General features: G+C 70.1%; 29 protein-coding genes, 1 tRNA gene and 3 pseudogenes. 16 read left to right on the top strand and 17 right to left on the bottom strand.

Annotated features, from left to right (window positions below; translation table 11 throughout):
* From CLT68_RS08715 to CLT68_RS08705, 3 genes are read right to left on the bottom strand one after another with little or no spacing between them, the layout of a single operon-like run.
* The gene (locus CLT68_RS08715; protein WP_099850016.1) at positions 1 to 1,107 is read right to left on the bottom strand and encodes a glycosyltransferase family 9 protein; all 1,107 of its coding nucleotides are present in this window, start codon (positions 1,105 to 1,107) and stop codon (positions 1 to 3) included.
* 8 nt (positions 1,108 to 1,115) lie between these two features.
* Positions 1,116 to 1,661 (bottom strand): Hsp20/alpha crystallin family protein, encoded by a 546-nt coding sequence (locus CLT68_RS08710; protein ID WP_099850014.1) that lies wholly within the window; start codon positions 1,659 to 1,661, stop codon positions 1,116 to 1,118.
* Positions 1,661 to 2,164 carry a DUF2231 domain-containing protein gene (locus tag CLT68_RS08705; protein ID WP_099850011.1) on the bottom strand — a complete coding sequence of 168 codons (504 nt, stop codon included), beginning with the start codon at positions 2,162 to 2,164 and terminating at the stop codon, positions 1,661 to 1,663. Before CLT68_RS08705 ends, CLT68_RS08710 begins: the two co-directional genes overlap by 1 nt.
* A 167-nt stretch (positions 2,165 to 2,331) precedes the next feature.
* Between CLT68_RS08705 and CLT68_RS08700 the strand changes: the two genes are divergently transcribed.
* Complete coding sequence (locus CLT68_RS08700; protein WP_099850009.1) at positions 2,332 to 2,949, top strand: pyridoxamine 5'-phosphate oxidase family protein; 618 nt, start codon at positions 2,332 to 2,334, stop codon at positions 2,947 to 2,949.
* 12 nt (positions 2,950 to 2,961) lie between these two features.
* On the opposite strand, the gene CLT68_RS08695 is transcribed toward CLT68_RS08700, so the two are convergent.
* Both CLT68_RS08695 and CLT68_RS08690 read right to left on the bottom strand, forming a co-directional pair.
* Complete coding sequence (locus tag CLT68_RS08695) at positions 2,962 to 3,510, bottom strand: DUF4240 domain-containing protein (protein ID WP_486482108.1); 549 nt, start codon at positions 3,508 to 3,510, stop codon at positions 2,962 to 2,964.
* Between the two features lie 51 nt (positions 3,511 to 3,561).
* On the bottom strand, positions 3,562 to 3,966 hold the full coding sequence (locus CLT68_RS08690; protein WP_099850007.1) for a VOC family protein: 405 nt from the start codon (positions 3,964 to 3,966) through the stop codon (positions 3,562 to 3,564).
* 161 nt (positions 3,967 to 4,127) lie between these two features.
* Between CLT68_RS08690 and CLT68_RS08685 the strand changes: the two genes are divergently transcribed.
* The 11 genes and pseudogenes from CLT68_RS08685 (at position 4,128) to CLT68_RS08635 (ending at position 10,950) form a co-directional block, all read left to right on the top strand.
* On the top strand, positions 4,128 to 4,706 hold the full coding sequence (locus CLT68_RS08685; protein WP_099850005.1) for an RNA ligase 1 family protein: 579 nt from the start codon (positions 4,128 to 4,130) through the stop codon (positions 4,704 to 4,706).
* A gap of 15 nt (positions 4,707 to 4,721) precedes the next feature.
* Positions 4,722 to 5,366 carry a class I SAM-dependent methyltransferase gene (locus tag CLT68_RS08680; protein ID WP_099850003.1) on the top strand — a complete coding sequence of 215 codons (645 nt, stop codon included), beginning with the start codon at positions 4,722 to 4,724 and terminating at the stop codon, positions 5,364 to 5,366.
* An 84-nt stretch (positions 5,367 to 5,450) separates the two neighbouring features.
* Entirely contained in the window at positions 5,451 to 5,630 is a 180-nt protein-coding gene (locus CLT68_RS08675; protein WP_099850001.1) for a patatin-like phospholipase family protein, read from the top strand.
* A gap of 66 nt (positions 5,631 to 5,696) precedes the next feature.
* Positions 5,697 to 6,602 carry an aminopeptidase gene (locus tag CLT68_RS08670; RefSeq protein WP_099849999.1) on the top strand — a complete coding sequence of 302 codons (906 nt, stop codon included), beginning with the start codon at positions 5,697 to 5,699 and terminating at the stop codon, positions 6,600 to 6,602.
* Positions 6,603 to 6,647: 45 nt separating this feature from the next.
* Positions 6,648 to 6,791: pseudogene (locus CLT68_RS08665) on the top strand (LPXTG cell wall anchor domain-containing protein); the annotation flags it as partial.
* A gap of 215 nt (positions 6,792 to 7,006) precedes the next feature.
* On the top strand, positions 7,007 to 7,711 hold the full coding sequence (locus CLT68_RS08660; protein ID WP_099849997.1) for a hypothetical protein: 705 nt from the start codon (positions 7,007 to 7,009) through the stop codon (positions 7,709 to 7,711).
* A 132-nt stretch (positions 7,712 to 7,843) separates the two neighbouring features.
* Positions 7,844 to 8,377: an AAA family ATPase gene (locus CLT68_RS08655; RefSeq protein ID WP_088951187.1), complete on the top strand. Its 534-nt coding sequence runs from the start codon at positions 7,844 to 7,846 to the stop codon at positions 8,375 to 8,377.
* 267 nt (positions 8,378 to 8,644) lie between these two features.
* Positions 8,645 to 8,893 carry a hypothetical protein gene (locus CLT68_RS08650; protein WP_143743150.1) on the top strand — a complete coding sequence of 83 codons (249 nt, stop codon included), beginning with the start codon at positions 8,645 to 8,647 and terminating at the stop codon, positions 8,891 to 8,893.
* A gap of 18 nt (positions 8,894 to 8,911) precedes the next feature.
* Complete coding sequence (locus CLT68_RS08645) at positions 8,912 to 9,310, top strand: tyrosine-type recombinase/integrase (protein ID WP_099849993.1); 399 nt, start codon at positions 8,912 to 8,914, stop codon at positions 9,308 to 9,310.
* Positions 9,311 to 9,480: 170 nt separating this feature from the next.
* Positions 9,481 to 10,209: an LPXTG cell wall anchor domain-containing protein gene (locus CLT68_RS08640; protein ID WP_099849991.1), complete on the top strand. Its 729-nt coding sequence runs from the start codon at positions 9,481 to 9,483 to the stop codon at positions 10,207 to 10,209.
* A gap of 216 nt (positions 10,210 to 10,425) precedes the next feature.
* Positions 10,426 to 10,950, top strand: coding sequence for a nucleotidyltransferase domain-containing protein (locus CLT68_RS08635; protein WP_199177007.1), 525 nt, complete (start codon positions 10,426 to 10,428; stop codon positions 10,948 to 10,950).
* A gap of 226 nt (positions 10,951 to 11,176) precedes the next feature.
* Here the strand turns inward: CLT68_RS08635 and CLT68_RS08630 are convergent.
* A tRNA-Thr gene (locus CLT68_RS08630) sits at positions 11,177 to 11,250 on the bottom strand.
* A 144-nt stretch (positions 11,251 to 11,394) separates the two neighbouring features.
* Here CLT68_RS08630 and CLT68_RS08625 point away from each other — a divergent pair.
* The gene (locus CLT68_RS08625; protein ID WP_099849989.1) at positions 11,395 to 13,137 is read left to right on the top strand and encodes a metallophosphoesterase family protein; all 1,743 of its coding nucleotides are present in this window, start codon (positions 11,395 to 11,397) and stop codon (positions 13,135 to 13,137) included.
* 115 nt (positions 13,138 to 13,252) lie between these two features.
* Here the strand turns inward: CLT68_RS08625 and CLT68_RS33720 are convergent.
* Positions 13,253 to 13,462: pseudogene (locus CLT68_RS33720) on the bottom strand (regulatory iron-sulfur-containing complex subunit RicT); the annotation flags it as partial.
* Positions 13,463 to 13,676: 214 nt separating this feature from the next.
* Here CLT68_RS33720 and CLT68_RS08615 point away from each other — a divergent pair.
* On the top strand, positions 13,677 to 14,159 hold the full coding sequence (locus CLT68_RS08615) for a GNAT family N-acetyltransferase (protein WP_099849987.1): 483 nt from the start codon (positions 13,677 to 13,679) through the stop codon (positions 14,157 to 14,159).
* A 54-nt stretch (positions 14,160 to 14,213) separates the two neighbouring features.
* On the opposite strand, the pseudogene CLT68_RS33715 reads toward CLT68_RS08615, so the two are convergent.
* The 8 genes and pseudogenes from CLT68_RS33715 to tmk all read right to left on the bottom strand — a co-directional run.
* Positions 14,214 to 14,426 (bottom strand): annotated as a pseudogene (locus CLT68_RS33715) (regulatory iron-sulfur-containing complex subunit RicT); the annotation flags it as partial.
* Between the two features lie 311 nt (positions 14,427 to 14,737).
* A complete protein-coding gene (locus CLT68_RS33110; RefSeq protein ID WP_199177006.1) occupies positions 14,738 to 14,929 on the bottom strand; it encodes a GTPase domain-containing protein in 192 nt (63 codons plus the stop codon).
* A gap of 96 nt (positions 14,930 to 15,025) precedes the next feature.
* Entirely contained in the window at positions 15,026 to 15,886 is an 861-nt protein-coding gene (locus CLT68_RS08600) for a PSP1 domain-containing protein (RefSeq protein ID WP_099849985.1), read from the bottom strand.
* A gap of 312 nt (positions 15,887 to 16,198) precedes the next feature.
* On the bottom strand, positions 16,199 to 16,879 hold the full coding sequence (locus CLT68_RS08595) for a hypothetical protein (protein WP_099849983.1): 681 nt from the start codon (positions 16,877 to 16,879) through the stop codon (positions 16,199 to 16,201).
* Positions 16,879 to 17,184, bottom strand: coding sequence for a type VII secretion target (locus CLT68_RS08590; protein ID WP_088951180.1), 306 nt, complete (start codon positions 17,182 to 17,184; stop codon positions 16,879 to 16,881). Before CLT68_RS08590 ends, CLT68_RS08595 begins: the two co-directional genes overlap by 1 nt.
* Position 17,185: 1 nt before the next feature.
* Positions 17,186 to 17,515 (bottom strand): YbaB/EbfC family nucleoid-associated protein, encoded by a 330-nt coding sequence (locus CLT68_RS08585; protein ID WP_007454690.1) that lies wholly within the window; start codon positions 17,513 to 17,515, stop codon positions 17,186 to 17,188.
* Between the two features lie 145 nt (positions 17,516 to 17,660).
* Positions 17,661 to 18,926: a DNA polymerase III subunit delta' gene (locus tag CLT68_RS08580; RefSeq protein WP_099849981.1), complete on the bottom strand. Its 1,266-nt coding sequence runs from the start codon at positions 18,924 to 18,926 to the stop codon at positions 17,661 to 17,663.
* Positions 18,926 to 21,025 carry a dTMP kinase gene (gene tmk, locus CLT68_RS08575; protein WP_099856927.1) on the bottom strand — a complete coding sequence of 700 codons (2,100 nt, stop codon included), beginning with the start codon at positions 21,023 to 21,025 and terminating at the stop codon, positions 18,926 to 18,928. The genes CLT68_RS08580 and tmk overlap by 1 nt, the downstream gene beginning before the upstream one ends.
* Positions 21,026 to 21,333: 308 nt before the next feature.
* Here tmk and CLT68_RS08570 point away from each other — a divergent pair, with 308 nt between their 5' ends.
* Positions 21,334 to 22,542: an amino acid deaminase/aldolase gene (locus CLT68_RS08570; RefSeq protein ID WP_099849979.1), complete on the top strand. Its 1,209-nt coding sequence runs from the start codon at positions 21,334 to 21,336 to the stop codon at positions 22,540 to 22,542.
* A 32-nt stretch (positions 22,543 to 22,574) separates the two neighbouring features.
* Here the strand turns inward: CLT68_RS08570 and CLT68_RS08565 are convergent, their stop codons facing one another.
* Positions 22,575 to 23,180, bottom strand: coding sequence for a TetR family transcriptional regulator (locus CLT68_RS08565; protein WP_099849977.1), 606 nt, complete (start codon positions 23,178 to 23,180; stop codon positions 22,575 to 22,577).
* Between the two features lie 226 nt (positions 23,181 to 23,406).
* On the opposite strand from CLT68_RS08565, the gene CLT68_RS08560 reads away from it, so the two are divergent.
* Complete coding sequence (locus CLT68_RS08560) at positions 23,407 to 24,723, top strand: D-arabinono-1,4-lactone oxidase (RefSeq protein WP_099849975.1); 1,317 nt, start codon at positions 23,407 to 23,409, stop codon at positions 24,721 to 24,723.
* Positions 24,724 to 24,738: 15 nt separating this feature from the next.
* Here CLT68_RS08560 and CLT68_RS08555 read toward each other — a convergent pair whose 3' ends face one another.
* The gene (locus CLT68_RS08555) at positions 24,739 to 25,839 is read right to left on the bottom strand and encodes an SGNH/GDSL hydrolase family protein (protein ID WP_099849973.1); all 1,101 of its coding nucleotides are present in this window, start codon (positions 25,837 to 25,839) and stop codon (positions 24,739 to 24,741) included.

Raw genomic sequence — 25,839 nt, 5'->3', positions numbered from 1 at the left:
CTACGGGTTGAGCAGCTCCCGGGCAGCTTCCAGCACCTCGATCACCGGGACGTCCGCCACGAAGGAATCCTGGTGTGGGCACTCGCCGTCGCCGGGCCGGTGCGGGTAGATGCCGGGTGTGCAGTCCACCCCGCAGACCGGGCAGTGCACCATCCAGGAGCAGATCGACCTGTGCCGGCCGCGCAACGGATTCGCCGTGTTGATCAGGTTGCCGACCCAGAAGATGCCCACCGTGGGCGCGCCCACCGCGGCGGCCACGTGCAGCGGGCCGGTGTCGTTGGAGACGACCAACGCGCAGTCGGCGTAGCAACCCAGCAGCCCGCCGAGGCTGAGCGTGCCCACCTGCGGCCGCACCGGCACCCCGGCCGCGGCGACGACGCGGTCCACCACCTCCTGCTCGGAGGGTGTGCCGGTGACCAGCACCTCGTAGCCGTCGCCGTGCAGCTCACGGGCCACCTCGGCGAAGCGTTCGGCGGGCCAGCGTCGGCGGGTGTCGCTTGCCCCCGGGTGCAGCGCCACCCGGGGTCGGCTCTTCGGGCCGAGCACCTGGGCCGCCTCGGCCCGGTCGGCGTCGGTCACCGCCAACGTCGGCACGATGGTGTTCGCCGGTGCTCCCACCAGCGCCACCACCTCCAGGTAGCGGATCACCTCGTGCTGGTAGTAGACGTAACGCAGCCACCGGTCCAGCGGCGGCGCGTCGTCGGCGCGCAGACCGACCGTCAGCCGGGCGCCGAGGCGACCCATCATCGGGTTGGAGTTCGCGCCGCCACCGTGGATCTGCACCGCCAGGTCGAAACCCTCACCCGTCGCAGCGGCCAGGAAGTCGTCCATCGACGACTCCGCCTCGCCCGGGTCGGGCGCACGGATGCCGGGTGCCGGCGGCACGACCAGCACGCGGTCCACCGGGCCGGGCCGGTCGCGCCAGAGCTTCGCGTGCCACGGCGCGCCGAGCAGCACGATCTCCGCCGACGGGTACGCGGCACGCAACGCCTCCAGCGCCGGCAACGCGAACACGAAGTCGCCAAGTGCGTTGGCGCGCAGCACGGCGATCCGCCGCACGTCGGGAAGGCGCTCGGCGGTCGGGCCGAGCAGCGCCGGGGTGACCACGCAGGCCGCTACGGCCGGTCGATCTCGGTGTCCGGGCGGTGCAACTCCCGGTCCGCTGCGGGATCGGCGGGCATCGGCGTACCAGTGGAGAAGTCGCTGGAGCGCGGCCCGGTGCGACCGACGGTGATGGTGCGCGGCGCGGGCCGGGTCGCCCGGGGCAGGCGGACCCGGAGCAGGCCATGGTCCATGACCGCGTCGATGGCGTCCGGGTCGACCCGCGACGGCAGGTTGATGCGGTATTCGAAGCCCCGGGTCTCGAACCCGCCGGGGATGCCCTGGTCGGCGTTGACCTCCGCCTCGGAGCGGGCGCGCACGCACAATTCGAGGTCGTCCAACTCGACCGCCACCTCCTCCGGTGCCACCCCGGGCAGCCGGACGACGACCTCCCAGCCGTCGGCGGTCTCGGTCAACTCGACGTCGGACGCGCCGGCCCGGCCGCCGACCAGGCGACTCAGCTCGGAGCGCAGTGACTGCAGCTCACCCATCGGGTCCCAGCCCTGCTGCCGCCCGCCCCGCCAACCCCGGCCGAAGCCCCCGGACTGCTGCTCGCTCATCACATATCTCCGATCCGCTGAGCGGCCGCGGGCGGCCGTAGGGAGCTGGGCGCGTCCAGGCCGGCATCGCGGTCGACGCCCACACCGAGCCGGTCGACCAGCTCGCCGCCGAGCCAGGCGCTGATGCCGAGGATGGCCAGCGCGACAATCTCGACGACGAGCAACGCGCCGCCAGCGGCGCGGGAGTCGGCGTTGAGCCGGACCACCCAGATCGCGGCGAAGAGCAGGATCACCGCGAGGTTGGCCCCGGCGTGCAGCAGGCCCACCCGCTTGGCGCGGGTGCCCGTCGGGATGGCCAGCAGGTCGAATGAACCGGCAACCGCGGCCAGCAGGCCGCCGATCAGGCCGACAGTGATGTTCCAGTACGCGACCTCGCCGAGCAGGTCCGGCCCGCCGACGGTGTCCACCACGTCGAACAGCACCGCCGTGGCCAGCAGCGCGACCGGGAACATGACCAGCATCGGGTGGACTGGGTGCCCCAGCACCTTGAGTCGGCTCTCCATCTCCCGGCCTCCACTGGTCGGCGTCCTGCGAACGGTCTCGTTGCGGCGGGCGCGTCGGATGAGGCCGTACCCCCGGCAACCGGGCACAAACCTCGCGCTGGTCACGGCGGCCTAGGCTGACAAATGGTGGTGCCCGCCAACGGGTCAACGCCTGAGGGAGGATCAACGTGACGGTGGAGATCACTTCGCACGAGGAGTTACGCGAGCTGCTCGGTGTGCCGACCGCGCGGGCCGCCAACAAGGAACGCAGCCGCCTGCACGAGCGGGACCGCGAATGGCTCGCCGCCTCGCCGTTCTGCCTGGTGGCCACGGCCGGCGCGGACGGCAGTTGCGACGTCTCCCCCAAGGGCGACCCGGCCGGGTTCGCCCTGGTGCTGGACGACACGACCGTCGCGTTGCCCGAGCGACCGGGCAACAAGCGGGCCGACGGCTACCGCAACATCCTCGACAACCCGCACGTCGGGTTGCTCTTCCTCATCCCGGGGCGGACCGACACCCTGCGGATCAACGGGCGCGCCCGCCTGGTGAGCGACGCGCCCTGGTTCGACGACATGGTGGTCAAGGGGCACCGGCCGGTGCTCGCCGTGGTGGTGGAGATCGAGCAGATCTTCTACCACTGCGCGAAGGCGTTCCTGCGGTCCGCGCTGTGGAAGCCGGAGACCTGGCAGCCCGACGCGCTGCCGTCCCGAGCACGCCTGATCAAGGAGGTCGAGGCGCCGGTGGAGAGCCTCGAAGACCTGGAACGGCACTACGGCCCGGAGTACGCCACCAAGATCTACGTCTGATCGCGGGCCAGATCAGGCCGACCAACCGGCGGGGTTGCCGAACGACTCCCGGGAGATGCCAGAGCCGGTCTCCGGCCATGAACCGAACCGGTCGTTGTGCAGATGGGCGAAGAAGTAACACAAGCTCTCGCACTCGGCGTCCGGCAGGGCCATGGCGGGATCGGCGCGAACCGCCTCGTAGAACCCCCGGCCGAGCGCGACGATGAAGCCCCGGCTGTAGAGGAAGCCATCGTCTGACCCGTCGGTCACCTCGTGGACGTCCTCCCGATCGATGTCGTGCAGCTTGCGCTCCACCACCCGGTCGAGGTCCGTCAACTCCGGCCCGGTCAGCTCGGCACTCAGGTGGCCGAGCCGGTCCAGGAACCGGTCCAGCCAGTCGCCGATCGCGTAGGACGGGCCGTCGTCGCCGTCATCGTCGGCGGGGTCGCGCTCGATGAGGGCCCGCCGCAGCGCCAGGGGCTCGGGGCCCAGCTCGGCCCACGCCGACTCGATGAGCGCCCACAGTCGGGCCTCGTCGGCGGAGGTGGGCATGGTCGGCGGGGCATCGGTGGTCACGGTCACCGCCGGACCGTATCGACCACCACCGACACTTCCGGTCGCCTGGCGGCATGCTCACTCCGGGGCGGTCGACACCATCCACAGGTGACCGTCCGGATCGGCGAACACAGCCGCGTACCCCCAGGGTTGGGCTTGCGGCTCGGTGACCACCTCGCCGCCGGCGGAGCGCGCCCGCTCGACGATCGCGTCCGCCTCGGAGGACGAGGCGACGCCGAGGCTGAGCACGCACTCGCTCTGCCCCCGCGCGGCGACCTCGTGCCGGCCGATCACCCATCCGAAGCCCCCGGTCGGGACCAGCATCAGCCGCAGACCGTCGTTGACCACGAACTGCAACGGCTCCGGGAGGCCGTCGTCGGCCAGCTCGCCGACGGCGTCGAGGCCGAGACCGTCGCGATAGAAGTGGTACGAGGTGGCGCGGTCGGCGATGGGCAGGCTGACGGTCATCGGTACGAAGGTCATGGGCGGACGCCTCCAGATTCCTCGGACGGGCACCGTCGCAGCATGACCGCTCCGGACCCGGTTCGCGAGGTCACGATAAGACGTGGCGGCCGATATCGCCGCTCCTTCATGCTGTGCGGAGCCGGCGAGCAACGACTGCCGGACAGGAGAGGACGCCGAGCGTGCGCAAGATCCCGACCCTGTTCCTCCGCGACCCGGACGACATGCGCCAGGTGACGTCGGATGTCCACCCGGACTGCCAGTGGGTGCTCGACGGCGAGGGGACCGCCACCCGGAAGTACGACGGCACCTGCGTGATGTACGACGGCGAGCGCTGGTGGGCCCGGCGCGAGGTGAAGCCGGGCAGGGCCACACCAGCGGGGTACCAGCCGGTCATGACAGATGAGGTGACCGGCAAGACCGTCGGCTGGGAGCCGGTCGAGCAGTCGTCCTTCGCCACGTTCCACGCCGAGGCTCTGGACGCGATCGTCGATGCGGATCGGTTCGCCGGCCCACAGCTCGGCGCGACCTACGAGCTGGTCGGGCCAAAGGTGAACGGCAATCCGGAGCAGGTCGCGGGCCACCAGCTCATCCGCCACGGCTTCTGCACGTCTGGCGACGACGACGAGTTGGAGAAGGCACCGCTGGACCACGACGGGCTGCGCGCATGGCTCCTGGCTCACCCGGACTGGGAGGGTGTCGTCTGGCATCACCCGGATGGCCGGATGGCGAAGCTCAAGCGTCGCGACTTTCCCCTCTGATCTAGCGTCTCCGAGGTGGACGTTGACGGTTGGTTGGCAGACACCCGCACCTCCTACGACACCGTCGCGGTCAGCTACGCACACCTGGTGAGCGGCCTGCTGGCGGAGGCACCGCACGAACGGGCGGCGCTGAGGCTGTTCGCCGAGCTCGTGGACGCCTTCGGTGGCGGGCCGGTCGCGGATGTGGGCTGCGGGACGGGGCGCATCGCCGCCCACCTGCACACGCTCGGCGTCGACGCCTTCGGGATCGACCTCTCACCCGGGATGATCGCCGTGGCCCGCCGCGATCATCCCGGCCTGAGGTTCGAGGTGGGCTCGATGACGGATCTCGACCTGGCCGACGGGGCGGTCGCCGGCCTGATCGCCTGGTACTCGCTCATCCACATCCCCGACGACCAGCTCGGCGCGGTGTTCGCGCACTTCCGGCGGGTGGTGCGTCCCGGCGGTCCGCTGCTGCTCGGCTTCCACGTGGGCGACGAGACGACGCTCAAGACGGAGGGGTACGGCGGCCACCCGATGAAGGTGCACGTCCATCGCCGCCAGCCGGCCCAGGTGGCGGCCTGGCTGCACGACAGCGGATTCCGGGTCGAGTCGCAGACGACTCTCACCTCACCGGAGAGCAGGCTCGGCGGCATCATCTTCGGACGACGAGAGCCCTGATCATCGTTGTCAGCCCTCCGGGACCCCCGTTAGCCTGGAACTGCTAACGCTGTTAGCGGTTTTGCTGGCCTGAATGAGGAACTGATGACGGACGACACGCGGCCCGTCTGGGTGCTCGATGGCGGCGGAGTGACCGGCATCGCCTGGGAGGTGGGCGTCCTCACCGGACTCGCGGACGAGGACGTGACCGTGACCCCGGAGGCAGTGCTCATCGGCACGAGTTCCGGCGCCGTCGTGGGAGCACAGATCGCCAGCAACTCGTAGGCCGGGCCGGGTCAGTAGCCGATGCTAGGGCTACGCACTTCCGACTCACGTGTCACGATCTCCGCCATGCGTCTTCCGATCGGCCTCCTCGTCGCGTCCGTCGCGGGCGGTCTGCTCTCGGCTGCGGCGGCGGTGCTCGCCATGCCAGGCGCGTCGATGCAGTTCGGCCTGGTCATGCTGCTTGCACTGCTCGCCTACGTCCTGCTGGATCGCAGTGCGCGCCGCGTACGGTGGGCCGTCGCCGGCGGCATCGGACTCCTTGCCATGGTGGCGGCGATGAGACTGTTCTGGTATCAGGAGCAGGTCGTCGAAGTGGGCTGGGTGTCGTACGGACCGGCAGCGGAGGCGTCCATATTGGGGCCATGGCGGGACTCGATCGACCGGCAACAGCTCGCCGCGCTGGGTCTGGCACTCGGCGTTGCCTGTCTCGTGGCGGGCGTGTTGGCACTACCGTCCCGCGGCAGGCGGCGGGGTGCGGCGACGACAGCCCTCGCGCTGCTGCTGCTCGCCTGTTTCGGGCTGGCCTCCACCCGGGAATTCGTCCACTATCCGCTGTCGGACCTGCTTCCGACGGTGTGGCCCACGCTGCTCGCTGCCCTGGTGGCCATGGGGGCACTCGCGCTGTCCGGGTGGCGGGCCGACCGGCGTTGGCTGCTACCGGTGGGGCTGTTCCTCCTGTCACTCGGAGCAGCCAACGCGCACTCGGATCTCGCCGGGACATGGTCGGGCTGGTGGGAGATGGCCAATCCTGACCAGGACGCCTTCCTGGAATTGGGAATGGCGGTGAGCACAGCGGCGGAAGACTCCCTCCAGGTGTCGTCGGGCGTGGAGACGATGATCCCGCTCGCCGGGACGGGGCTGACGGCCGTCGGCGCACTGCACAGCTCTCGCGAGGCCACGGACCGGATGGGCCTGCTGCTGATGGGCGACGAAGGCCGCGATGCCGCTGAGGATGACGGACCTTCGGCTTAGTACACCCAGAGCAACACCGTTGATCGCAAAGGCATGGGCGCCCCGGGCGGCGAGAACGGTGAGGGCGACGGGCTGCCCGTGACCGGTGCCAACACCGCGACTGTGGCCGGCATTGGCGGTGCGCTTCTGCTCCTCGGCGGCGCGAGCTACCTGATCGGACGCCGACGCCGTTCCAGCTTCGTGGCATAACCACCCGTTCGCGCCCGGTTCGATACTTCCATCGGGCCGGGCGCGATCGCGCTGTTCCGGCGAGGTTCATCCGACCCGAAGGCGTAGGAGCTCCCGCACCCGCCCACACCCGGCTCGCCTCCCTACCAGCTCGTGGCGGGCGCTCATTTGATGACGGCTTGTTGGTGTCGTGCTGGGGTCACGCTGGGGTTGGAGATCTCTGCCAGAATCGGCCGATGCCCAAGATCCCAGGCTATGAGGACGACCCGCTGGTAAATGGGGCGTACCTGGTAGACGAGCCACTGTTCTGGGCGAGCCACCTGTTGCAATGCACCAACGGCGTCGAAGAGCCGTTGTGTGCGGGATTCGGGGTCAGCGAGGCCGACCTGTTGCAGCTTTTTGAACGGGTCAGCGATGAGCGCCAGTGGCCAGTGCTGTCAGTCCCACTCTCGGCAGGGCACCTGCTCCATGTCGTCTACCGCAACCTTCCCGGAGAACACGGGTTCGACTACCTGCTGCACCATCCTGCATGGAAGGCGACGGTGCCCTTGGCAACTGTCGAAGGTTGCTTCAGAGGACCTGGGCTGTGCTGGCCGGAGTTGCTCGCTGTCGCGCATACGGCGGCCGAAGCCGGATCGGCTCCGCGCCTTGACCCCAACACCTTCCTCCTGCTGCTGCCGATCATGAGCGACGCGGAACTCCCCTCAGACGCGGACGACGTCCTCGCTACGATGTTGACCGCCTGCGGCGCCATTGGAGAGACCGGGGCGCTGGCCCGCATACTCCTTGACGAGCAGGGCTGCTGGGGTCCGCAGCACTGGACTCTGACCCCGGACGGGCGGATCAGCGAGACCAGGCACGCGTTCCGGCGCCCTGGGGTTATGTCGCCAGGCACGTTGGCTCAGGTCAGCTTGCTACTCGGGTCTGGTGGCAACGCTTGACAACCGCGCTGCCGCAGCTCCTCCGCGATCGTCCGCTCATGCTCGCCGGTTTGGCTGCTCGGCGGTGCCCTGACGCCTCGCTTACAAGTCCTGTACAGGTCGTCCGGATGCCCACGCGCGTTAATGTGTCCCGTGATCGTATGGCTCAACGGCACCCACGGCGCGGGCAAGACGACGACCAGCGCGCTCGTGCAGCAACTGATTCCCGATTCACGGGTATTCGACGCCGAGAAGGTCGGCGAGACGCTCATGGACATCACGCCGGGGCTGCCCGAGACTGACAACTTCCAGCACTGGCCGCCGTGGCGGCAGCTCGTCGTCGATACCGCCCGCCACGTGCTCGACTACACCGGCGGCACTCTGGTGATGCCCATGACTGTCCTGGTCGAGCAGTACTGGCGCGAAATCAGTACGGGTCTCGGCGAACATGCGATCCCAGTAAGGCACTTCGTCCTCCACGCTGACGAAGACACCCTCCGCAGGCGTATCGAGGGGGAACACCCCGTCCCGTCGCCGTTCCGCCTCAAGTACCTCGAGCCCTACGCCGAGGCGGCCCGCACGTGGCTGCATGCCGAGGCCGAGGTCGTCGACACCACGCACCTGACTCCCGCGCAAGCCGCCGTGCAGATCGTTCTCCGAGCTACCGCAGGAAGCCCAGGTGCCTAACCTCAGCTTGGAAATCAGGTTGATCTCCACGGACAGCGACCGACATCAACGGGGGACAGCGCAGAGCGTTGATACCGCGTGCAGCGCGGCTACTGCTGATACCTGGTGTTGACCGTTGCGTCGGGCAAAGGAACGGGCACGAAGAACGTTGGGAGGGAACATGGAAATCACTTCTGGCGGCACCCCGGGCCGCGTCTTGCCGACCGTCTAGCCGTTCGCGGCAACAACGTCTATGGCCGTCTCCCCCATGCCCCAAGGGTGAAAGTCTTGGCCGAGATGTTCGTGCGTGCAGGCTGGCGTGCCCGTGCAAGCTCGTGGACCGCGTATGAGGTCGAGCACGAGTGGGTGTGCATCGAACTGGTCGAGCCGTCACCTGATGAACGCCTTTTCAGCGACGTCGTTGATCCGTCCCGCGTCGACGAACTCGGTGCCGTCCTCGCGGGTTTGGGCCTGCGCTACTCGATCGAACTGTGGAGCGACGACGGAACAAGCCTCCTGCGAGAACTCGCCGGATGACTCGTTCGGTGTGAACGAATGACCGGCGGGCGGCGAGCTGCCTCTGCCCCCTGCCGACCTGCTGCGCCAACCCGCCCTCGTCCGAGTCCGTCCGTCTGCGCGCGTACCGATCGTCACTCAGTTGGTGCCGGCCTACGGCAGGTTCGTCTTCACGACCTGCGGCACACGGCGGCCAGCGTCCTTCTCACCCAGGGCGTACCCGACCGTGTGGTGATGGAGATCCTCGGTCACTCTCAGATCAGCGTCACTCTCAACATCTACGCACACGTGGCCCACGAGGCCACGCGGGAAGCTGCGGCACGGCTGGAAGGGGCGCTGTGGTCCGGTGACTCGACGCCCGCCCGCCCGACCAGGGCAGAGCGAGCCACGCGGTGCCTCGACCCATCCAAGTCCGCCCAGCTCGCTGGGAACTTCTGAACAGAATGATCTCAGTAATGGCTTTTCCATCCGTTGTGGAGGGGTTCGGGCGGCGATTCTTACGCAGCGGGTTGCTCGTTGCGCGGTTCAGGCCGTCGATCTCTTCTTGCCTATCCGTCCACTGACGGTAATATCCCCGTGTTCTGACGTGTAACGGGGAGGAAGACCACATGCGATGGAAGACCCCGGCTGGCGCCCTCATAGCGCTGGCCTTTCTGATTCCGGCCGCGCCGGCGATGGCTCAGACCCCATCGACCGGGCTGAACGCAGCCTGCCAAACGGTCAAGCGCGACGTGTACCAGGACATCCGCAAGCTCACCTCCGACCTGGACACCGCCGATGATGGGCAGTTGCGGCTGGTGGCCTACCGGATCCTCGACGAGGCGCAAGCCAACAAGTTTCCCGTCCTGCCTGATGCTCTAAAGAAGTGGCTGGCGGGCACCCCGGACGAGCTCCGCGCCTACCTCAAGGCGGACGTGCAGAAGGCCTGGCTGACGGATCTGCGAGTCTCGGTGGGCCGGACGATGGTGGACGCTGGTGACAACGTGGACGCCGCCGCGCAGAAGGTGCTCGACGAGGCGGCCGTCGACGCCTACCTGGCTTACCTGAACGACGGCGTGTACGTCGCACGTGCGCTTGACTGCGCGTCTACGCCCACACCGACGCCGAGCGCCAGTGCCACGCCGAGCGCCTCCCCCAGCGCCACGACGACCGTCGCACCGACCCCCACTTCCTCCGCCAGCCTGGGCGCTCCCGGCGGCGAGAACGGTGAGGGCGGTGGGCTGCCCGTGACCGGTGCCAACACCGCGACCGTGGCCGGCATTGGCGGTGCGCTTCTGCTCCTCGGCGGCGCGGGCTACCTGATCGGACGCCGACGCCGTTCCAGCTTCGTGGCATAACCACCCGATGGCGCCCGGCTCGATGCTTCATCGGGCCGGGCGCCATCGGCGCTGTTCTGAAGAGGTTTGTCCGGCCCGAAGGCGTGTGCCAGCTTCGGGAGCAAGCCGCAATGCATGTCCGACGAGCCGGCGGCAATCCGTGCCGTTGAAGGCATCGTGACCTGCATTGCGGAAGATCTTCTCGGCTGACCCTGGCTTGCCAGCCGCGTTGGAAAGATGGACATGATCGACACTGCTGACATGAATGCCGGCGAGGTCCAGACGGTTCTGGACACTCTCGCTGCCGCCGGCTGCAACGCATGGATCAGCGGCGGGTGGGGTGTGGACGCGTTGTTCGGAAAGCAGACTCGTCCGCACCACGACTTGGACCTGGCAATCGCCGCAGAGCACGAAGCAGCGGCCCTGCTGGCTCTCGGCCGGCTGGGCTATGTCATCGAGACTGACTGGCGCCCGGTACGCGTTGAGGTCGTGGCCGAAGGACGAGGCCGAGTAGACGTTCACCCGCTCAAGTTCGACGAGGCCGGCCACGGCCACCAGGCCAGCCTCGATGGCGGTAACTTCCGCTGGCCGAAGGAGTGCTTCACCACCGGAACCATCGCCGGCCGCCCGGTCAACTGCATCTCGGTGGAGCAGCAACTGCTGTTCCACAGCGGGTACGAGCCACGCGACATCGACCGCGCCGACCTGACCCTTCTGCAGATACTCGCAACGGAGAGCCGGCGAGCAGACGAAATCGTCTGATAATGCTCTCCGCTCTCTACCTCACGTGAGATATCCAGGGCAGTGGCAAGACCACCTTGGCCCGACGGCTGGAAAGAGATCCACACGACCTGGACGCTGTCACCAACCGCCCGGACGAGGCGGTCCCTGCGGAGAAGGACCACCTGCGGACCGGCACCACAGACGGCGGCGTGACAGACCTCGGAAAACGGCGAAGCCCAGGCCAATGACCTGGGCTTCTGTACCGAGCCGCCTGACGGAATCGAACCGTCGACCTACGCATTACGAGTGCGTCGCTCTAGCCGACTGAGCTAAGGCGGCAACGATCAGCAAGTGTACGGCACCACCCGCCCTCCGCTCGAACGGGATACCCCTGGCAGTCCCGCCGTCGCCAACCGGACATCGGCCGCCATCTAGCCGTTTACCGGACAGCGAGTGATCGAATGCGGGACTACGCTGCGGCGGGTGAGCGACGAACGCGACGATTCCCCCCACCAGGAGCGTCCTGCCCGCCCCCCGGGTGGCGAACGCGCCGCCCACCGTCCGCGTAGCACCGACCCGCTGGAGCTGGGCTTCACACCGCGCAAACCGGTGCCGTGGCTGGCGCCGTTCCTGCTGATCAGCACCGGCATCCGTACGCTGCTGGCCGTGCTCTTCGGGGCGTACCTGGACAAACGCGAGTTGCAGAACGCGTTCGGCGACGACGTCTTCCGCCAGGTCGGGCCGGACGGCGGGCTGTGGCTGGACTATGTGGCCGACCTGGGCGACGGCTTCAACGCCACGTACTCGGTGGCGTACCTGCTGGCGCAGCCGGAGCTGACGGTGGACGGGCACCGGCTGGCCCGGGCGCAGACCCTGGTGATGGGTGGCGACCAGGTGTACCCGTCGGCCGCCTACGCCTCGTACGAGGACCGGTGCAAGGGCCCGTACCAGGCCGCACTGCCGGTGGCACCGCCCGAGAAGCCCACGCTCTTCGCGGTGCCGGGCAACCACGACTGGTACGACGGACTGACCGCGTTCCTGCGGCTGTTCGTGCGCTCCCGGGACCGGAACTTCGCCGGGTGGCGCACCGGGCAGTCACGGTCGTACTTCGCGGTGGAGTTGCCCGCCGGCTGGTGGCTTCTCGGCGTGGACGACCAGTCCGGCTCGTACCTCGACGACCCGCAGTTGGCCTACTTCGACGAGGTCGCCAGGCAGCTCGGCCCGGAGTCGAAGGTGATCATCGCGGCGCCGGCGCCGACCTGGGTCAAGGCGGCCGACAACCCCACGGCGTACGATTCGATCGACTACTTCATCCGGACGATCATCGACCCGACCGGGGCACGGGTGCGGCTGCTGCTCTCCGGCGACCTGCACCACTACGCCCGCTATTCCGGGCCGGACCGGCAACTGATCACGTGCGGCGGCGGCGGGGCGTATCTCTACCCCACGCACAAGCTGCCCGAGCGCATCGAGGTCCCACCGCGGGACACGCTGGCCCGCCGGGCCAGCTCTGCCCAGCCGTACGACCTGGTGGCCCGCTACCCGGACGCGGCCCGCTCCCGGCGCTACGGCTGGGGCATCTTCACCCGGCTGCCGTTCCGCAATCCCGGCTTCACCACTCTGCTCGGGACCTTGCACACTCTGCTCATGCTGGCCATGGCGGGTGCCACCGCGAACTGGGCCGACAGCACCAATCAGCGGCTGTTCAGCGTTCCGCTGGTGTTGATGGTGCTCGTGACGGTGCTGGCGGCGATTCTGTTCGCCAAGCCGCCCAGCGCGAGCGGCAAACGCCACGCACGGCACGGCATCCTCGGCGTCAGCCACGGCGTGGCGCATGTGGCCCTGGCGGCGGCCGGCACCTGGGCGTGGTTGGCGCTGCCGTTCTACGACTGGCCGTGGCCGCTGCCGGCGGTCGCCGCGGCAGTTCTCTACGGCCCGGTGATCGGCCTGGTGGCCAGTCAGCTGGTGGCGGCGTACCTGTTGGTGGCTGGGTCGTTCGGGGTGAACGTCAACGAACTCTTCGCCGGGCAGGGCATCGAGGACTCCAAGGTGTTCCTGCGGATGCGCATCGACCCGGACGGCACGCTGACGATCTATCCGATCGCGGTGGACCGGGTCTCCCGTGACTGGCAGGTGAACCCCGACCAGTCCCCCACCCAGAGCTGGCTGACCCCGAAAACCCGCCTGATCCCCCGCCTACCGGAACCCCCCACAGTCCTGCACTAACCCCACCGCACCCCTCCCCTCTCCTTCCGTTGACCATGAAGTTGTTGCCCCGACACGCCGGTCTGGTTGGCAATAACTTCATGATCAACGGGGACAGGGGTGGGTGGAGACAGGGTCAGGGGGTGTAGTGCTGGTCGTGGGCCTGGCGGGGGGCGCAGACGGAGGCGCGGGAGCAGGAGCAGCGGGAGCCGTCGGCGTCGAGCCTGACCGTCACCGCGTCGCGGGGAACGCTGTGGCCGACCACCCGGCCGTCGCCCTCGGGTGTGGAGACCCGGCTGCCGACTGCCGGAGCGGTCTCCTGGAAGCGCTGGTAGAGCGGATGCTCTCACTTCGCGGGAAGCATTACTAACCCTGCCATCCCGCCGCACTGCACAAACAAATGCGGTTGCGGTGCCCGTTAGGATTCTGCCCATGAGTTGCTTTGCTGCTTGGCGCACCCGCCGCTGAGGGTCGGCTCGCCGCCGTTCCCGGCCGCCAGCTGACCCGCCTGATGCCCGATTTGTCGGCTTCAGCACTTCAGCTTGAGAGGCACCTCAGATATGCGTATCCGCTCATTTCTTCAGCATGACCTTGCCCAGCTCACCGAATTGACCATCGAGACGTTCGGGCCGTTTTACGAAGACTCTTTCCGACCTCTTGTCGGCGAGTTGGTCTTCGCCAACCAGCACGGTTCCTGGCGCGAGGACTATGTCCAGCAAGTCGCCAAGCTGCACGACCCCGATCAGCACCGATACATCGCGGTCGCTGAGTTCGACGACACCATCGCCGGCTACGTGGCCTGGTCGGTGGAGCCGTTGCGGAGAAATGCCAGCATCACGATCCTCGCCGTGTCCGCAAGGCACCGCCAGCAGGGGGCGGGTACCAGGCTGTGCGAACACGCGTTCAGCGCGATGCGCGGACTCGGGGCTGAGGTAGTCACGATCGGCACGGGTGGCGACGGATTCCACGCGCCCGCCCGAGCTCTCTACAAAACGCTCGGTTGCACCGCACTGCCAGTAGCCGTCTTTTACCGGGAACTCTGATCTGGCGCGGGGCGGGTTGCGGTAACGCACCCCGCCCCGTGTCGCGTGTTCAAATCAGCTCTCGGTGTATCGCTCGTCGTGCGCCTGCCTCGGCCCGCAAACCGAAGCGCGCGAGCAGGAGCACCGGGAGCCGTCGGCGTCCAGGCGGACAACCACGGAATCCTTGGGAACGCTGTGCGCGACCACTCGGCTATCCCCCTCAGGTGTCGTCACCCGGGAGCCGACAGCCGGAGCAGATGCCTGAAAAGTCTGATATAGGGGAAGCTCTCACTTGGCCGGAGACAGCATTACCTGACGAAGGATTGTGTCGACGACGCTCGCGCGAGGCCCGGCGGCGTCGATTATGGTGCCGCTTTTCGGGATGCCTTCCCTGGTTCGATGCAATGCCTGATGAGCTCGCGTTCGGCCGGTCTTCCGCCCCACTCGTCTTCCGGTCGCCCGTCAAGCCGCCGATTCACGATGTCCCAGTCGACTTCAAGGATGAAGACTCCATCGAACAAGTCGACGAACGTCGGGAAGTTCCGGGAACCCCCGCAGAAGAAGGTTCGCTGGCTCGTCGTGGTTGGCGATCAGAGCCCTTACGTCGTCCACGCGCCAGATGTGGTGCTCGTGCCCGCGCCCGTCCAGCGGCTCACAGTCTCCGGGTCGCCTTGGTAAGCCAGTTCTCGGTCACCATTGACGGCGTCGTAGCCGCGCCGCTGCAGTTCTTTGCAGACCGAGGTCTTGCCGGTGCCGGAGACGCCTTCGATCAGGTAGTTCCTCAGGCCCATCGCCGGATGCCAACCAGCGAGGTGAGACGAATGCTGTCCCTCCTGGCCGCTCGGTCATCGCAAGGATTTGCGACCGTGAGCGAGGAGGAACCCCGATCATCGCGCCGCACCCTCCGGGCCCAACTGGTCACTGCTTTCGTAGGCGCGGCGGGAACCGCAGACGTCCGCGCGGGAGCACATCGAACGCGAGCCGTCAGCGTCCAGGCGGACGGTCACCGCGTCTCTCGGGACGCTGTGGCCGACCACACGGCCCTCTCCTTCCGGCGTGGCAACGCGGGCGCCGATGGCCGGCGCAGACTCGGCAAATCTGGCATACAGCGGATGTTCGTACTTCAGGCAGCACATCAACCGGCCGCACGCCCCGGAGATGCGCAGCGGGTTCAGCGGCAGGTCCTGGTCCTTCGCCATCCGGATGGTCACCGGCTCGAAGTCGGTGAGGAACGTGGCGCAGCACAGGTCCCGACCGCAGGAGCCGATGCCGCCCTGCACCCGCGCCGAGTCGCGGGCGGAGAGCTGACGCAGCTCGACCCGACAGTGCAGGGTGGCGCCGAGGTCACGGACCAGGGAGCGGAAGTCCACCCGGTGCGGCGCGGTGAAGTAGACGGTGCTGCGCTCGCCGCCACCCTCGGCGGAGCCGAGCACGTGGTCGACGGCCACCACCTTCATCGGCAGGCCGTGCGAGCGGATCAGCCGTTTCGCGGCGACCTTGGCCTCGGCCTTGCGGCGACGCAGCGCCTCGTCCCGGCGCAGGTCGTCGTCGACGGCCAGGCCCACCAGGCGGGGGAAGCCGTCGGTCTCCTCGGTGACCCACTGGGCGGCCCACACGCACTCCGCCACCTCGGGCCCATCGTCGGTGGGCACCAGCACCTTGTCGCCCACCTGTGGGCGCAACTCGCCCGGGTCGAGGTAGTAGAGGCGCCCGTACCGGTTGAAGCTGACCGCGCAGAGCATGCCCATACCCCCACCCTACGACGGTCCCGGGCCGAGGGGCACGTCGGCCGTCGCCGGACGACTACGCCCCGCTGCCATTCACGACCGTCGACTTGACCTATTGCCGGGCGGCCCGTCGTGCCGTTGCTCCTCGACCGGACGGTTGATTCCGGGCCCGGGCACGAGACAAGACGCACCCCGGAGGCGTTGAGTGGAGGCATACCTGCGGGGGGTGCAGGGGGAAGACCACGGCGTCGCCGTGGGGCCGGCTCAGGTCAGGCGCCCGCGAGCGACGCCGTGGCCTGTCCGGGACCCGGTGGCCCCGTCCGGGGGATCTGGCTACCAGCCGACCCGGGTGGGCTGGTCGTAACGGGGTCGCCCGTCCACCGGCGGTCGCCACGCCGCCTCGGCGAGGCTCGGCGCCCACTGACGCAGCAGCGTCTCCGCACCGTCGTACGCGACGCACAGCACCGCCAGCACCCGCGCGCCGATCTCGGCAGCGTCGGCCACACCGGGCCCGATCGGCCCGGGGCGCGTCGACACACCGGCGGCGGTGGCGGAGACCACGGCGACCGCCTCGGCCGAGCGGAGCACGTCGGCCAGCGTCCGGGCCAGCGCGAGACGGCTGCCCTCCACCCAGTCGGCTAGCGCGTCGGCGTAGCCGGCCGTGGACTCGAGTCGCCCGACCAGGCTGTCCGGCCCCTCGTCGAGGTGACGCAGCAGTGCCGCCCGCTGCTGCCCGTACGCGGTGGCGGCCGGACCGGACCAGAGCAGCCCGTCGGTGAGCGCGGCGGAGACGTCGTCGTACCCCCGGATCAGCCGGCGCACCGCGTGCCCGGCGCCGGCGAGCGGCGCGGGGTGAAGGTCGAGGAAGCCGCGGACGGCGTCGCCCGGCAGCACCTGCATCCGGCGCAGCAGCGGCCAGACCCGGTGCCCCTCGGGGACACCCGCGGCGATCAGCGCGTCCACCCGGCGCAGCAGGTCGAGGCCGGGCTCGGCGAGCCGGTCCAGCGCGTCCATCAGGGCTCCCCGACGAGCCGGCGGCGGGCCGCCCGGTCGACTTCGGCATAGCGGTCGGCGGCCTCCCGCACCGCCGCGGCGGCGGCGGACAGTCGACCGGCGGCGGCGCGGGCCTCGCGGGCCCGGTCGTCGGTGGCGGTGGTCCACTGCCGGTGCAGCGCACGACCGATCTCGCCGGGGCGACCCGGGGCGTCGGTGCCGAACGCGGCCTGGGCCGGGTCGGTGGCGGTGACGGTGTGCGAAACAGCGGTGAGCGTGGCGCTCGCCTCGTCCAGCCGGGCGGAGAGCGCGCGCAGTGTGTCCATCTCAGGCTCCCGCGAGCGGTCGGTAGGCGGCGAACGTCTCGTTGTGCAGCTTTTCCCGGGCCCACTCGGCGGCATCGGCCGCCGCGGTGACCGCGGCCTGCACGGAGCCGGCCACATCCCGAGGGCTGCGGGTGTGCAGCGGCCCGAGGAAGCGGACGTCGGTGATCCGCCCACCAGCGGTGACCACCACCTCGACCAGACCGTCCGGCGACCGGACGGTCACCTCGACGGTGGACACCGCCTGGTCGAACTCGGCCTGGAGCGACTCGATCCGGCGGTAGCGCCGCACCGCCTCCTCGATCCAGGCTTCGTCGATCTCCCCCCGCGGCATCGGCCGACTCCTCCCGGTGATCCCTCACTCAGCGTGCTGCCACCGTCACCACGGCACACCGGACCGTACCGCACAGCAATTGCGTGTGTCGATGCCTGTGGATGACCAGTCCGGCGAGCGGGACCAGGGCCTCCGAGGGTGCGGGTCAGCCCTTCCAGAGGGCGAGCATCATCGCCTCGACCGCGATCCGCGGTTTGACGTTCGCCTCGATCGCCGCTCGGCAGGCGAGCACGGCCTCCAACCGCCGCAGCGACCCCTCGGCGTCCCACTTCTGAGCGCCAGCGCCGGCCAGCGCGGCGGTGTCGGTGTGCACCGGGGCGACGGGCGCGCGCAGCGCCATGGTGAGCGCGTCCCGGTAGAAGCCCGCCAGGTCGACCAGCGCCCGGTCCAGGGCGTCCCGCTGGGCCCGGGTGGCCCGCGACTTCTGCCGCTTCTCCAGCTCCTTGAGCTGGCCGGCGGCGCCCCGGATCGCGCCGGACGCGCCCCGCCCGGTGCCGCCCGCGCCGAGCGCGGTCTCCAGCGCCGCCCGCTCGGTCGTGTCGGATTCGGTGACCGACGCCTCGGCCTCCGCCTCTGCCGCCTCGATCAGCGCGGACGCCGCGTCGAACGCCGCGCCGACACCGGTCAGCCGGCGCGGCACCGCGAGCACCGCCTCGCGCCGCTTGCGGGCCTCCGGGTCGCGGGCCAGGCGGCGGGCCCGGCCCACGTGCCCCTGCGCGGCCGCCGCCGCCCACTGCGCCACGTCGGGCGCGATGCCGTCCCGACGGACCAGCACCTCGGCCACCGCGGTGGCCGGCGGCTGCCGCAGGGGTACGACCCGACAGCGCGACCGGATGGTCACCGAGATGTCGTCCGGGTGGGTGGACGGGGCGCAGAGCAGGAAGACCGTACGCGGCGGAGGCTCCTCGATCGCCTTGAGCAGCGCGTTGCCGGCGGCCTCGGTGAGCCGGTCGGCGTCCTCGATGACCACCACCTGCCAGCGCCCGCCGGACGGGGTGCTGGCCGCGCGGAGCACCAGCGCGCGCATCTCACCGACGCCGATGGAGAGCCCCTCCGGCACCACCAGTCGGACGTCGGCGTGCGTGCCGCCCATCGTGGTGCGGCAGCCGGGGCACTCGCCGCAGCCGGTGCCGTGCACACACTGGAGTGCGGCGGCGAACGCCCGCGCGGCGACCGAGCGACCGGAGCCGGGCGGGCCGGTGAAGATCCAGGCATGCGTCATCCCGGTGGACGGGTCCACCCCGGCGGGCGCGCTCGCGGGCTCGGCAGCGCTGGCCGGGCCTGCGGCGACCAGCGCCGGTGCCCGGTCGACCGCACCCGCGCGCAGCACGGCGGCCGCCGCGGCGGCGGCCCGGCGCAGCTCGGTGACCGCCTCGTCCTGGCCAACCAGGTCGGCGAAAACGTCCGGCATCAGGTCTTGTGCTCCATCGTCACCAGCTCCGCGTCGGATAACTCAGGCTGCACCGACGTGTCCGGGCCCTGCGCCGGCCGGGGGTGCACGATGCCGCCCGGCTTGCCGAGCATCTCCTCGACACGGCGGACCACCTGCCGGTTGATCTCCTCGACCGACCGGGACGCGTCGAGCACCAGATAACGCTTCGGGTCGGCGGCGGCGAGGTCCAGGAACGCGTACCGGACCCGCTCGTGGAAGGCGACCGACTCGGCCTCCAGCCGGTCGGTGCCGGTGTTGCGTGAGGCCACCCGGGACAGGCCGGTCTTCGGCTCGACGTCGAGCAGAACCACCAGGTCGGGCTTGAGCCCGCCGGTGGCCCACGAGGACAGCCAGGACACCTCGTCGACCGGGAGTGTCCGCCCCGCGCCCTGGTACGCCAGGGACGAGTCGACGTACCGGTCGCTGATCACCACGCCGCCCCGGACCAGCGCGGGCCGGACGACGGTGGCAACGTGGTGCGCCCGGTCGGCGGCGTAGAGCAGCGCCTCGGCGCGCGGTGACGGCGCGTCGTCGCCGGAGGTGTCCAGCACGAGAGACCGGATCCGTCGGCCGACGCCGGTCGCACCCGGCTCGCGGGTGACCACGACCTCGCGTCCGTGGCCGCGCAGCCGCTCGGCGAGCGCGGTGAGCTGGGTGGACTTGCCCGCGCCCTCGCCACCCTCGAAGACCACGAAGAGCCCGGCGGAGACGAACGGCTCGGCCGGCATCAGCGGACGGCCCCGGATGGATCCCCAGAGGTCGGCGAGGACCGGCACGCCCTTCTTGTCGTCCATCTGGCCGAATGCGCTGATCCCGGCGAAGATGCCGGCGGCACCGGCGGCGAGCAGCAGCAGTCGGGTGGAGGACACGGAGATGCCGAGGTCGGCGATGGTCAGCTTGCGGGAGCCGCCGACGCCGACCAGCACGCTGCTCAACCCGATGGCCAGGATCAGCACCAGCCGGGTGCCGATCTGCACCACCGCGAAGACCCGGCCGCGCACCTCGTCGGCCACCTCGCCGCCCAGCAGCGTGGTGCCGGCCAGGAAGGCCATGCCGGCGCCGGCGCCGACCAGCACCGCGCCGACGATCGCCATGGACAGGTGGATGGCGAAGGCGAGGGTCATCACCGCGGCGCTGGCCAGCACGATGCTCATGCCGAACCAGCGGCGCCGGGACATCTCCTTGACGACCATCGGGCCGAGCCCGATGCCGAGCGCCAGACCGAAGAAGATAGCGCCGAAGAGCAGCGAGAACGCGGCGTCGCCGGCGCCCAGCGAGTTGGCGAAGAACTTGGCAGTGCCAACCACGATGCCGCCACCGGCGAACGCGCCGAAGATGCCCAGCACCAGGCCACGGACGAGCGGGGTCTCGCCGATGTACTTCCAGCCCTCGGAGAACTGCCGGAACATGCTCTGCTCGGCACGCTCGGCCTCACCGCGCTGGGCCTCGCTGATCTCCTTGATCCCGAACGCCACCACCAGTGCGGTGGCGAGCCGGGAGAAGGAGTTGATCCAGAGCGCGAGCTGTGCCGGCTCGGCCCAGGAGGGCAGGTCGCCGCCGACGGCACCACGAACGCCACGGTCGAGCACAGCCAGGCCGACGGCGGCGGCGATCGGGGTGAGGCCGTACGTGGTGATCAGGGTGAGCTGGTTGGCCGCCTCCAGCCGGGCCCGCGGGATCAGGTTGGGGACCGCGGCCTCCTTGGCCGGAATCCAGAGCAGGGTGAGCGACTCGATCAGGAAGGTGGCGATCAGCGCCCAGCCGACCACCAGGCCGCCTGCGGCACCGGAGAGGGCGTAGAGCGGAATGGAGGCGAAGAGCACGAAGCGCAGCAGGTCACAGATGACCATCGTCCAGCGCCGGTCGAACCGGTCGGCGAAGACGCCGGCCACCGGGCCGAGCACCAGCGCGGGCAGCAGCCGGATCGCGGTGACCCCGCCGAACGCGGCGCCCTGGGCGGTGCTGCCCTGCACCTGCGAGGCGGCGAAGAGGGCGGTGGCCAGCAGGCCGAGCCAGTCACCGAAGGAGGCCGCGCCGAGCACGATCCAGAGCCGCCGGAACGGCCGGATGCGCAGCACGGAGCGGATCGCGGCATAACCGGACGGATCAACCTGACCGCCGTTGGGCTGCTTGGCGGCGTTGCCCGACTGCTCGCCCGAGCGCGACACGCCGGGCGACTCGCCGCTGTTCTGGCTTTCGATGGCCGTACCTCCACGTGCCGGCCCATCGCTGGGCACCTCCGGTGGAACACTCTAGACCCGGTGGGGGGCCACCCCACGGGCGACATTCTCCTGCTCGCTGAGCCTAGGCCGCCGGAGCTACCGGCCGCAGCCCGGACGTACGCGAGGGTATTTCGCATTCTCCGTCGGACAGTTAGCGTGCATACGTGGCCATCGAAAGCGACAAACTTCGCGAGCGCCTGGATCGGGCGACCGCACACCTCGACCCGCCGTACGCGGTGGTCGATCTCACTGCCTTCGACGCCAACTCGGCCGCCCTGGCCGACCGCGCCGCCGGCAAACCGGTCCGGCTGGCGAGCAAGTCGGTCCGCTCCCGGGAGCTGATCAACCGGGCGCTCGCCCGGCCCGGCTGGCGGGGAGTGATGGCGTTCACCCTGCCCGAGGCGATCTGGCTGGTCCGTGCCGGTGTCAGCGACGACGTGCTGGTCGCATACCCGAGCGTGGACCGCGCGGCACTCGCCGAGCTGGCCGCCGACCCGGCTCTGGCCGCCGCGATCACCCTGATGATCGACGGCACCGGGCAGCTCGACCTGATCGACGACGTGCGCGCCCCCGGGCAGCGCGCCGAGCTGCGGCTCTGCCTGGATCTGGACGCCTCCTGGCGGCCGATGCGCGGGCGGGTGCACGTCGGCGTCCGCCGCTCACCGGTGCACAGCGCGCGGGCTGCCGCCGCGCTCGCCGCCACCGTCGCCGGGCGGCCGGGCTTCCGGCTGGTCGGGCTCATGTCGTACGAGGCGCAGATCGCCGGCCTGGGTGACGCGCCACCGGGGCAGACGCTGCTGGCGGGCGCGATCAGGCTGGCCCAGCGCGGGTCGTACCGCGAGTTGCTGGCCCGCCGGGGTGCGGCGGTGGCCGCGGTACGCGAGCACGCCGACCTGGAGTTCGTCAACGGCGGCGGCACCGGCAGCGTGGCGGCGACCAGCGCCGATCCCGCGGTCACCGAGGTCACCGCGGGATCGGGCCTGTACGGGCCGACGCTGTTCGACGCGTACCGCGCCTGGCGGCCCACCCCGGCGGCGTTCTTCGCCTGCGCGGTGGTCCGCCGGCCGACGCCGGAGTTGGCGACGGTGCTCGGCGGCGGCTGGATCGCCTCCGGCCCGGCCGCCGACAGCCGGTTGCCCCGACCGTGGCTGCCGGCCGGGCTCAAGCTGGTCGGCAGCGAGGGCGCCGGCGAGGTGCAGACCCCGTTGTCCGGTGCGGCCGCGGCCACCCTCCAGGTCGGCGACCGGGTGTGGTTCCGGCACGCCAAGGCTGGTGAGCTGTGTGAACGGGTCAACGAGCTGCACCTGGTCGAGGGGGACGCGGTGGTGGCGACCGTCCCGACCTACCGGGGTGAGGGGCAGGCGTTCCTCTGACCTGCCGCCCGCCCCGGGCCGGCCGACACGGGTCAGGCGGGCTGGGCCACCTCGACCGGTTGCTCGACGGCGACCCGACCGCTGTCCGGGCCGTCGACCTGGCGATGCAGGTACTCCCGGATCAGGGCCTTCGCCTCGAGCAGCACCCGCTCGTCGCCGTCGGACCTGCGCCGGAACGCGAGCTTGATCAGGGCGTCCGCCGCCTCGACCGCGATCTCCAGGACGAAGCGCAGCTTCGGTACGTCGGTGAGCCCGAAACGTTCGGTGAGCACCCGGGCCAACTGGTCGGCGATCACGCCGTTGTTGTCCCGCTGCTCGTCGAGCAGGTGCAGGTCGACCACGTCGCCGAAGTGCAGGGTACGGAAGCCGGGCACGGTGCGGTGCATCGTGATGTACTCGTCGATCCCCGCGTCGACGCCGTCCCACCAGTGGGTCATCTCGTCGGAGGCGAACCGCTCGTCGAGGCGCTGGAGGTAGGACTCCATGGTGCGCAGGGTCAACGCCTGCACGATCGCCCGTTTGTCCGGAAAGAACTGGTAAACCGACCCGATCGCCACTTCGGCTCGTTCGGCGAGCAGGGTCGTGGTCAGCCCCTCGTACCCCACCTCGTCGACGAGTTCGGCGCAGGCATCCAACATGCGCTGTACCCGCGCGACACTTCGACCCTGCACCGGTACGCGGCGCAGCGGCCCGGTCGTGGCGGCTGGTGTGGACACTCGGCGCCACCCCCCTTCGACGGATGAACATATCTCCACGTCACGAGTCCGTGACTACCGGTACAACGAGCGGATCGCAATTGCGGTATTTACCAGCTAGAACGTTCCTGATATGAAGTCAGTTCATATTCATGAATGAGGAGCGCGCATGGTAGGCACCGCACCGCTCACCGCCAAATGGTCCAACTGGGCCGGCAACCAGCGTGGCAGCGCCACCGCCATCCTGCGCCCCGGCTCGCCGACGGAGGTCGCGGAAGCTGTCCGATCGGTCGCGGCCGACGGCGGTCGGATCCGGGTCACCGGCAGCGGCCACTCCTTCACCGCGGTGGCGCTCGCCGACGACCGCCGGATGGAACTGTCCGAGCTGGACAGCACCGTCAGCGTCGACGTCGCCCACCGACTGGTCACCGTACCGGCCGGAATGACTCTGCACGCGCTCAACGGCCTGCTCGCTCGGCACGGCCTCGCGCTGCCCAACCTCGGGGACATCGACGCCCAGACCGTCGCCGGGGCGATCTCCACGGGCACCCACGGCACCGGCGCCGACTACGGGTGCCTGTCCACCTTCGTCGAGGCGATCACCCTGGTCACCGGCACCGGCGAGGTGCTGCGCTGCTCCGCCGACGAGAACCCCGACGTCCTCGCCGCCGCACGGGTGTCACTCGGCGCGCTCGGCGTCCTGGTCGAGGTCACCCTGCGCTGCGTGGACGCCTTCGTCCTGCACGCCCACGAACGCCCGGCCGAGATGGCCGACGTGCTCGGCGACCTGCCCACCCTGATCGGCGGGCACGACCACGTCGAGTTCTACTGGTTCCCCTACACCTCCCGGGTGCAGGTCAAGACCAACAACCGGGTCCCCGCCAACGACCGGCCACTGCCCCGCTGGCGCGGCTGGTTGGACGACGACTTCCTGTCCAACACCGTCTTCGCGGGCGCCTGCCGACTCGGCCGGGCCGTGCCCGCGCTGGCACCGGGAATCAGCGCGGTCTCCGCCCGCGCGCTCACCGAACGCCACTACACCGGCCGCTCCGACCGGGTGTTCTGCACCCCGCGCCGGGTCCGCTTCGTGGAGATGGAGTACGGCCTGCCCCGCGAGGCGCTGCCCGAGGCGCTCGCCGCCCTCCGGCGGATCGTGGACGGGCTGCCGTTCAAGGTGCTCTTCCCGGTGGAGGTGCGATTCACCGCCGCCGACGACATCTGGCTCTCCCACGGCTACGGGCGGGACAACGCCTACATCGCCGTGCACCAGTACGTCGGCATGCCGTACGAGCCGTACTTCCAGGCCTTCGAGAAGGTGGCCGCCGAGCTGGGCGGTCGTCCGCACTGGGGCAAGCTGCACTACCGCGACGCCGCCTCGCTGGCCGACGCGTACCCCCGCTTCGCGGACTTCCAGGCCGTCCGCGACCGGCTGGACCCGCACCGGGTCTTCACCAACCCGCACCTGACCCACGTCCTCGGAGTCTGACGGACCCGGTGGACGCTAGAGCGCGAGGTCGTCCAGGTTGACGGCAGCGGCCATGGCCTCGGCGCCCTTGTCGTTCAGGTGCATGCCGTCGCCGCTGTCCAGTGCGGGGTGGATGTGGTCGGGGGCGTCCGGGTCCGCGACGGCACGCGCCACGTCGAAGACGGCGTCGAAGGTGCCCGTCGTGCGGATCCACTCGTTCACCTCGCGTCGGACGGCGAGACCCTGCGGCGTGCTGATCTCGGGGCCGGCACCCGCGAACGGACCGATGGTGGCGGCGAGAATCCTCAGGCCGGCGCTGTGGGCACGGTCGGCCAGAGCGCGGAAGCCCTCGACCAGGTCGTCGGCGATGACGGGAGGTTCGCCCAACATGCCGGGAAGACCCAGGTCGTTGATTCCGAAGTGGACCAGGACGTGGGTCAGCGCCGGTATCGAGAGGACGTCCCGGTCGAAGCGTGCCAGCGCGTGTTCGCCCACACCGTCACGCAGCAGGCGGTTCCCGGCGATGCCCTGGTTGACGACCCAGCCGCGCTTGAGCCGCCGGTTGAGAAAGTCGACAGAGCGATGGTTGGCGCTGGTCGTGGTGCCGACCCCCTCGAACCAGGAGTCGCCGAAGGCCACCGCGACAGTGGTGTCCGGTGCGGTGAGCACGTCGACACCGGTGACCGCGAACCTGGCCTCGACCTGCCCGGTCCAGGCGAGCCCGGTAGAGGTGACCCGGTTGCCGTCGGCGATGCGAGCGACTTCCGCTGGTTTGTGGGAGTGGGTGACCAGCCCGGTCTTCTCGGGGAAGTAGAGGCTCAGGACCAGATCCGCGCCGGCCGTGACGGGGAGGTCGACCGGGTCCGAGGCGACCTCTTCGCCCGCGGGGATGACGCAGCGCTCGGCGCCGCCGAAGGTGAGCGCGGCCTGCCGGTGACCGACGGCCACCGCCGCCGCTCCGACCGTCATCGGGGTGTGACCGAAGCGGTTCGTCAGCCGTACGCGGACCGCTGCTCCGCCGCCGGCCAGGTGCAGCACCTGACGAACGGTCTGGTCGGCGAAGCCACGGGGTTCGCTGAACTGGAGCTGTTCGTGAGGGCTGATCACCGCGGTACGGAAGCCGGCTGTCCAGATCAT

This window comes from Micromonospora sp. CNZ299 (genome assembly GCF_002754415.1).
This window is presented reverse-complemented; position numbering and strand designations above follow the sequence as displayed.